General features: G+C 63.2%; 7 protein-coding genes. 5 read left to right on the forward strand and 2 right to left on the reverse strand.

The window, feature by feature from the left end; all coding sequences use genetic code 11:
• Positions 1-20: 20 nt before the first annotated feature.
• Together ACOJTD_RS19665 and ACOJTD_RS19670 are read right to left on the reverse strand one after the other, a co-directional pair.
• Complete coding sequence (locus tag ACOJTD_RS19665) at positions 21-1565, reverse strand: acyl-CoA synthetase (RefSeq protein WP_420134550.1); 1545 nt, start codon at positions 1563-1565, stop codon at positions 21-23.
• A gap of 295 nt (positions 1566-1860) precedes the next feature.
• Positions 1861-3036 carry an acetyl-CoA C-acetyltransferase gene (locus tag ACOJTD_RS19670; protein ID WP_420134551.1) on the reverse strand — a complete coding sequence of 392 codons (1176 nt, stop codon included), beginning with the start codon at positions 3034-3036 and terminating at the stop codon, positions 1861-1863.
• A 131-nt stretch (positions 3037-3167) separates the two neighbouring features.
• On the opposite strand from ACOJTD_RS19670, the gene ACOJTD_RS19675 reads away from it, so the two are divergent.
• The 5 genes from ACOJTD_RS19675 to ACOJTD_RS19695 form a co-directional block, all read left to right on the forward strand.
• The gene (locus ACOJTD_RS19675; protein ID WP_420134552.1) at positions 3168-3839 is read left to right on the forward strand and encodes a TetR family transcriptional regulator; all 672 of its coding nucleotides are present in this window, start codon (positions 3168-3170) and stop codon (positions 3837-3839) included.
• Between the two features lie 588 nt (positions 3840-4427).
• Positions 4428-5186: an SDR family NAD(P)-dependent oxidoreductase gene (locus ACOJTD_RS19680; protein WP_420134553.1), complete on the forward strand. Its 759-nt coding sequence runs from the start codon at positions 4428-4430 to the stop codon at positions 5184-5186.
• Positions 5187-5377: 191 nt separating this feature from the next.
• Positions 5378-6184, forward strand: a complete 807-nt coding sequence (locus ACOJTD_RS19685) for an enoyl-CoA hydratase/isomerase family protein (protein ID WP_420134554.1) — start codon at positions 5378-5380, stop codon at positions 6182-6184.
• 84 nt (positions 6185-6268) lie between these two features.
• Positions 6269-8143: an AMP-binding protein gene (locus ACOJTD_RS19690; protein WP_420134555.1), complete on the forward strand. Its 1875-nt coding sequence runs from the start codon at positions 6269-6271 to the stop codon at positions 8141-8143.
• 87 nt (positions 8144-8230) lie between these two features.
• A partial coding sequence (locus tag ACOJTD_RS19695) for an acyl-CoA dehydrogenase family protein (RefSeq protein WP_420134556.1) occupies positions 8231-8633 on the forward strand: 403 nt, incomplete at its 3' end.

The raw sequence follows: 8633 nt of genomic DNA on the forward strand, positions 1-8633 counted from the left end.
GTCGCAGCCTCCCTGGGGGCTCAGGCCGCGGCGGCTTCCTTCTTCGGCCAGTAGCGATCCTTGAGGTGACGCTTCACCAGCTTGCCGGTCGGCGTGCGCGGCAACTCGGTTTCGAAGTCGATCGAGCGCGGGCACTTGATCGGTGACAGATGCTCGCGGCAGAAGCCGATCAGCTTGGCCTCGAGATCCTTGCCGGGCGTGACGCCTTCGCGCGGCTGCACCACCGCCTTGACCTCTTCGCCCATCTCCTCGTTCGGCACCCCGAACACCGCGACGTCGGCAACGTCGGGATGGGTCAGCAGTACGTCCTCGGTCTCCTGCGGATAGATGTTCACGCCGCCGGAGATGATCATGTAGCTCTTGCGGTCGGTGAGATACAGGAAGCCTTCGTCGTCGAGATAGCCGACGTCGCCGAGCGTCGACCAGCCCTTGTCGTTGTAGGCGTTCTTCGTCTTGTCCGGATCGTTGTGGTAGCTGAACGACGGCGCGTCGGCGAAATACACGGTGCCGATCTCGCCGATCGGCTGTTCGTCGCCGGTTTCGTCGAGGATCTTGATGGTGCCGACCACGGCCTTGCCGACCGTGCCGCGATGCGTCAGCCATTGCTGCGAGGTCGAGACGGTGACGCCGTTGCCTTCGGAGCCGGCGTAGTACTCGATCAGGATCGGGCCCCACCACTCGATCATCTTGGCCTTGACGTCGACCGGGCAGGGCGCGGCGGCGTGGATCGCGCCCTTCAGCGTCGACACGTCGTAACGGGCGCGGACGTCGTCGGGCAGCTTGAGCATGCGCACGAACATCGTCGGCACCAACTGCGACTGCGTGACCTTGTACTTCTCGATCAGCGCCAGGAACTGTTCGGCGTCGAAATGCTCCATGATCACCGAGGTGCCGCCGAGCGTCGTCGCCATCATGTTGAAGCGCAGTGGAGCGGCGTGATACAGCGGCGCCGGCGACAGATAGATGCTCTCAGCATTCATGCCGCACATCTTCTCGCACAGCAGGCGCAGGAACGGGCTCGGCACGTCGATGGCGTTGCCTTCGAACTCCCGCTTGATGCCCTTGGGACGGCCGGTGGTGCCCGACGAGTACAGCATGTCGTAGCCGGCGACCTCGTCGGCGATCGGGGTGGTCGGCTGGGCGCCGGCTTCCTTGTCCCAGGAGCGGAAGCCCGCGGCGGGCTGGTCGACCATGAAGAACTCGACACCCTTTGAAGTGCCGACCAGCGGGGCGATCGCGTCGGCGCCTTGCGGCGACGTGATCACGACCTTGGCGCCGCAATCCTGCACGATGTAGGCGATCTCGTCCTTCTTGAGATAGCGGCTGATCGCCGTGTAGTAGAGCCCGGAGCGCTGGGCGGCCCAGCAGATCTCCATGAATTCGAGCCGGTTCTCCATCAGCAGCGCGATGTGATCGCCAGCCTTCAGGCCCAGCGACCGGAACAGGTTGGCGCCTTGATTCGAGCGCTCGTCGAGCTGCCGATAGTTGATCGCCTTGCCGGTCGACGCCATCTGATAGGCGATCTTGTCGGGCGTATTGCGAGCGTGAATCGACGGGTGCGTCATGAATGTTTCCTCAGTGGTGATGCGGCGGATTGCTTTCCGCTCTGTGTGGCACAGTGCCTCTTGGGGAGGAGTGGGCTAATTGCCGCGCGCCTCGAAGGCCGTCTTCAATTCCGTCATTGCGAGGAGCGGAGCGACGAAGCAATCCACGACCCAGCGCACTGCGCTTGTGGATTGCTTCGCTGCGCTCGCAATGACGTTGAGAGTCCTGCGTCCGGTGCCTGTCCCTGCGGACAAACGCCCGGGAAGAAGATGGGACGCGGCGAGAACGCCGCGCCTCAGCGGCAGGAGTGGCTGCTTACAGCCGCTCGATGATGGTGACGTTGGCCATGCCGCCGCCTTCGCACATCGTCTGCAGGCCGTAGCGCTTGTTATGCTGCTTCAGCGCATGAACCAGCGTGGTCATCAGCTTGGTGCCGGAGCCGCCGAGCGGATGGCCGAGCGCGATCGCGCCGCCATTGACGTTGAGGCGGGCCGGATCGGCGCCGGTCGCCTTGAGCCACGCGGTCGGGATCGACGCGAAGGCTTCGTTGACCTCGAACAGATCGATGTCGTCGATCTTCATGCCGGCCTTTTCCAGCGCCCGCTTGGTTGCGGGCAGCGGGGCCTCCAGCATGATCACCGGATCGCCGCCCATCATCGTCATGTGATGCACGCGCGCCAGCGGTTGCACGCCGAGCTGCTTCAGGCCCTTCTCGTTCACAACCATCACGCCGGACGCGCCGTCGCAGATCTGGCTGGCGGTCGCAGCGGTGAGTCGGCCTCCGTTCTCGTTGATCAGCTTGACGCCCTTGATGCCCTCGAGCGTCGCATCGAAGCGGATGCCTTCATCGATGTGATGGGTGTCGGTGCTGCCGTCGGCGCGGGTGATCTCCAGCGGGATGATCTCGTCCTTGAACTTACCGGCCTGAGTCGCTGCGATTGCGCGCTGGTGGCTCTGAAACGCGTATTCGTCGAGCAGGTCCTTCGACAGATCGTATTTGTGCGCGACCATCTCGGCGCCAGTGAACTGGTTGAACTGGATGTTCGGATAGCGCTCTTCCATCTTCGGGCTCTTGTAGGTGCCCATTCCGGCTTTGGCGGCGAGAATGCTCGGCGAGCCCATCGGCACGCGTGTCATGCTCTCGACGCCGGCCGCGATCACGATATCCATGCTGCCGGACATCACCGCCTGTGCGGCGAAATGCAGCGCCTGCTGCGACGAACCGCACTGCCGATCGACCGAGGTCGCCGGCACGCTCTCCGGCAGCTTCGACGCCAGCACCGCGTTACGGCCGATATTGACGGCCTGTTCGCCAGCTTGGCCGACGCAGCCCATGATCACGTCTTCGATCTGGTCCGGCGCGGCGCCAGAGCGATCGACCAGCGCGTTCAGCACGGAAGCAGCGAGATCGGCAGGATGCCAGCCGGCGAGGCGGCCTCCCTTGCGGCCACCGGCAGTGCGGGCGGCGGCGACGATATAGGCCTCGGCCATGGGGTTTTCTCCCTGATGTTGGTTGTTTCGGCTTTACCGATAGGCGGCGGATTTAAGGGGCGAGAGCGGATTTAGTCAATCAATCAATTAACGCTTGAGCGGGGGCGTGGGATGGGCTAAGTGCGATGCCAATGGCAGCGCAAGTGAACCCATCTGTGGCGACCCGAGTACCGGTGGTGAAGAACTCCACCGCGGACAAGCTGTTGGTCGCCGCCGGCGAATTGATGATCGAGCGCAACTCGGTCGAGATCTCGCTGTCTGACATTGCGCAGAAGTCCGGCGTCAACGCGGCGCTCGTGAAATATCATTTCGGCAACAAGGATGGCTTGCTGCTCGCGCTGCTCGAGCGCGATGCGTCTCACGAGATGACGCATCTCGAATTTCTGCTGGCTCAGCCGCTGTCGCCGACCACCAAGATGAAGCTGCACATCGCCGGCATCATCAAGGCGTACCATCAGTTTCCTTATCTGAACCGTCTCATCCACTATCTGCTGCACGGTTCGAATCGTGACGCGGCGGACGAAGTCACGAAGTTTTTCGTCGGGCCGTTGCTCGACTTTCACCGCAAGCTGATTGCCGAGGGGATTGCGGCTGGTGAATTCCGCAACGTCGATCCGGTGTTGTTCTACACCACGCTGATCGGCGCCTGCGATCACCTGTTCTTCGGACGGCAGACGATGATGCGGGCGGCCGGTGTCGGGCCGGTCACCGACGAAGTCTGCCGCGCCTATATCGGACATATCGAACAGATCGTCCTTGGCGGATTATTGACGCGAAGAAGCGACCGAACGTCGCGTTCGTAGCAAGCCGCCGCGGATCAAACCGTTAAAAACAAGAAGAAACGACTCCAAGCAACTGAGAGACCTTCAATCAGGACCCGGGACACGCCGAAGAAAATCCGAACAATAACAATAACGCCCAAGGACCAGTTCACGGAATCTGCCCGGAAGAGGCAGGCGGAATGGAACAGCAGGCACCCCCGGGACATCGTTTGAAGTGTTTCGATAACAACAAGAAAACAGCCAGGAAACGCCCGAGTATCTTCAGGTGAACTGACACGTCTCGTCCCCATAGATGGCCGCGAAGGCGCAAGGGATAGAGGGCGCAAGGACAATTCGAGCCCAATAGCTCATGCCAGGAGGACGCGTCCTGCGTTGCTCCTGAAATCACGACTTGATCAGGATGGCCGTCGCGCTCGCGCCGAGCTTTCTGGAAACGATAAATCGGGGAAACGCCCAAGGGTCCGTTGAACATCCCGGTTCGAAAGCGCAAGAAGAGCACGCCAAAGGGCCCGCTCGAGGTCCGTCGAACAGTTCAGGAAACGCCCGAGGATCGGCCCCATCAAGGCTTGACCCAAAGCTTCAGGAAGCGCCCAAGGAAAGGGATACCCAATGCAGTTGAAAGACGTCTCCGTTCTCATCACCGGCGGTGGATCGGGACTCGGCGCCGCGACGGCGCGTGCGATGGCCGCCAAGGGCGCCAAGGTTGCCGTGCTCGACATGAACAAGGACAACGCCGACAAGGTCGCGGCTGAAATCGGCGGCGTGGCTTGTGTCGGCGACGTGTCGCAGGAAGCTCCGGTCAAGGAAGCGATCGCCAAGGCTGAAGCCGCGCATGGCATCGTCCGCGTGCTGGTGAACTGCGCCGGCATCGGCGGCGCGGTGAAGACCGTCAGCAAGAACGGCGCCTATCCGCTCGACCACTTCACGCGCATCATCAACGTCAACCTGATCGGCAGCTTCAACTGCATCCGTCTCGTTGCCGAGCGCATGCAGAGCGCGCCGACGATCGGCGAAGAGCGCGGCGTCTGCATCAACACCGCGTCGGTCGCGGCCTATGACGGCCAGATCGGCCAGGCTGCTTATTCGGCCTCGAAGGGCGGCATCGTCGGCATGACCCTGCCGGTGGCGCGCGACCTCGCCTCGATGAACATCCGCGTGATGACCATCGCGCCGGGCCTGTTCCTGACGCCGCTGCTGATGGGCCTGTCGGAAGACGCCCGCAAGAGCCTCGGCTCGCAGGTGCCGCATCCGGCCCGCCTCGGCGATCCGTCGGAATACGCGTCGCTCGCGGTGCAGATCGTCGAGAACCCGATGCTGAACGGCGAGACCATCCGCCTGGACGGCGCCATCCGCATGGCCCCGCGCTAAAAGCGCGTATGGACGAAACCTCTCCCCGCGTGGGAGAGGTGACCTCCTCAGCCCTCTCCCTCGCGGGAGAGGGTGGCGAGCGCGGCTCGCGGCTTTACGAAAATGCTGATGCGGTCGCAACAAACCGCGTGGCAAAATAACAAGCTTCGCAACAGCGGAGCATAAAAACAACGAGTTGCGGGAGTGTAAGCGTGACCCAGGTGCTGCTGGTCGATCATCGCAATGGCGTCGATTGGGTGACGCTGAACCGTCCCGACAGCCTGAATGCGCTCAATCCAGAATTGGTCGACGCTCTCAACGATTATTTCGGCCAGCTTCAACGCAATCGCGACACGCGCGTCGTGGTGTTGAAGGGCGCCGGAAAGAATTTCTGTGCCGGGCTCGATTTGAAGGCGGCGATGGGCCGTCGCGGCAAGCAGCAGGAGCCACCGGGCGTTACCGAGTCGCTGGATTCGCAGCGCCGGATCGCCGACATCGTGATGCTGATGCGCCGTTGCCCGCAGCCAATTATCGCACTGGTGCAGGGCGCCGCTGCCGGCGGCGGTTTCGCCCTGGCGCTTGCCGCCGATATCCGCATCGCTGGCCGCAGTGCGCGGATGAACTGTGCTTTTATCAAGCTCGGCCTCGGCGGTTGCGACATCGGCACCAGCTACTTTTTGCCGCGCCTCGTCGGCGTATCGGTCGCATCCGAATTGATCCTCACCGGCCGTTTCATCGGCGCCGAGCGTGCGCTGATGACCGGGCTGGTCTCGGAGCTAGTCGAGGACGATCAGCTCGATGTCGCTGCGCAGCCGTTTGTCGATGCGATGATGGCGGCATCGCCGGTCGGTTTGCGCCTGTCCAAGGAATGCCTCAACATGGCGGTCGATGCCGGCTCGATCGAGCAGGTGATCGCCATGGAAGATCGCAACCAGGTGCTGTGTTCGCGCTCGGAAGATTTCGCCGAGGGCATCGCGGCCTTTCTGGAGAAGCGCAAGCCGGTCTATATTCGCCGCTAGGGAACCCGGCGTCGATCTTAAGCGCGCGGCCAACAAAGAAGACGAGTGCGGCCCAAAAAGAGGCCAGGACGGGAGAAACGAGAGATGACTTCAAGCGCAGCCGCGGTGTTGACCAAGCCGGCCTTCCGCAAGGTCAATTGGCTGCCGCGCGAGATCGATGTCGATCGCCGCGCCGATGGCGTGATCGTCATGAAGTCGCGTTTCCCGCTGCGGGATCACGATCCGCATCTGCCGATGGCGTTGGCCAAGTGGGCGAAGCAGAGCCCGGATCACACCTGGCTGGCGCAACGCGCCGGCGCGGATCGGCAATGGCGCAAGGTGTCTTATGGCGAGGCGAAACGCACCGTCGACGGCCTCACTCAGGCGCTGCTGGATCTGAAGCTGCCGGAGGGACGTCCGGTCACCATCCTGTCGGGCAATTCGATCGAGCACGCGCTGATGATGATGGCGGCGATGCAGGCGCGCATTCCGACCGCGCCGGTGTCGCCGGCCTATTCGCTGATGAGCCAGGATCATCAGAAGCTCAAATATCTGTTCGATCTCGTGAAGCCGGCCGTGGTGCTGGTGCAGGACGGCGTGCCTTTCTCAAAGGCCCTGCATGCGCTCGACCTGACCGGCGTGCAGGTGGTGCACGTCGCCAATCCGGCCGACGGCATATCCAGCGTGTCGTTCGCCGAGATGGCGGCAACGCCGGTCACCGCCGCGGTCGAGCAGTCGATCGCTCAGATCACACCGGACACCGTCGCCAAGCTGCTGTTCACCTCCGGCTCGACCGGCATGCCGAAGGCGGTGATCAACACCCAGCGCATGATGTGCGCCAATGCCGCGATGATGATGCAGGTGCGGCCGCGCGATCCGAATGGACCGCTGCCCATCAATCTCGACTGGATGCCCTGGAATCACACCATGGGCGGCAACGCGTCGTTCAATCCGCTGCTGATCGAAGGCGGCACGATGTACATCGACGACGGCCGGCCCGTGCCCGGCATGATTGAAGAGACGCTGCGCAATTTGCGCGAGATCTCACCGACCTACTACGCCAACGTGCCCGCCGGATACGCGGCGCTGGCGAGCGCGATGGAAAAGGACGATGCGCTGTGCCGGTCGTTCTTTAAGAACCTGCAGCTGATGGCTTACGGCGGCGCGCGGCTGCCGGACGATCTCTACGAGCGGATGCAGACGCTTGCGGTGCGCGCCACCGGCGAGCGGCTGGTGTTCTATACCGGCTGGGGCTCGACCGAGACGGCGCCGACCTCGACCGGCACTTATTGGGACACGGAGCGCGTCGGCCTGATCGGCTTGCCGTTTCCCGGCGTCGAGCTGAAGATGCTGCCGATCGGCGACAAGTACGAACTACGTCTGCGCGGCGTCAACGTGATGCCCGGCTATTACGGCCAGCCGGAGCTGACCGAGAAGGCCTTCGACGAAGAAGGGTTCTACAAGATTGGCGACGCGGGCGTGTTCGTCGACCCGAACGATCCGGTGAAGGGCATCATCTTCGCCGGCCGCGTGGTTGAGGACTTCAAATTGATGACCGGCACCTTCGTGCATGTCAGCACGGTGCGCACCGACGCGATCGCGGCCGCGACGCCGGTGGTGCAGGACGCGCTGGTCGCGGGGCAGGACCGTGAATTTATCGGCCTGCTGGCGTGGCCGAACCTGCACGCCTGCCGGCAGATCGTCGGCAATCCGGACGCGACCTTCGAGGACGTGGTGAAGCATCCGGCGGTGCTCGCGGCGTTCAAGGCGGGCCTCGAAAGGCATAATGCCGAGGTCAAGGGCGTCAGTTCGATGCGCATCGCACGCGCGATGCTGATGAGCGAACCGCCCTCGATCGACGGCAACGAACTCACCGACAAGGGCTACATCAACCAGCGCGCCGGCCTGGAGCGCCGTATTGCGCTCGTCGAGCGACTCTACGCCGAGACGCCCGACGAGGATGTGGTGGTGCTGAAGTGAGCGCCTCGCGCGAGTGAATTCCCCGCGATTCCAGCGCGGGCCTGGAATGACGATCTCCAACAACTAACAACAAACGAGACCACGGCTATGAACTTCGATTTCTCCGACGACCAGAAGCAACTGCGCGATCAGGCGAGGCGGTTTCTTGCCGAGAAGTGCCCGCCGCGGGCTGTGCGCGCCGTGCTCGAAGGCAAGGCCGATTACGACCGCGATCTGTGGAAGGGCCTGGCCGAAATGGGCTTCCTCGGCGTTGCGATTCCCGAGGAATTCGGCGGCACGGGCGCGGGCCATCTCGAACTCTGCGTCATCGCCGAAGAGCTCGGCCGCGCGCTGGCACCGGTGCCGTTCGCCTCGACCGTGTATCTCGCCGCCGAAGCGCTGCTGATCGCCGGCTCGGACGAGCAGAAGCAAAAGTGGCTCCCGAAGATCTCGTCGGGCGAGGCGATCGGCACGCTGGCGCTGTTCGAAGGCACCGGCAATCCGTCGCACA

It is taken from the genome of Rhodopseudomonas sp. (assembly GCF_048594845.1).
Classification (GTDB): Bacteria; Pseudomonadota; Alphaproteobacteria; order Rhizobiales; family Xanthobacteraceae; genus Rhodopseudomonas.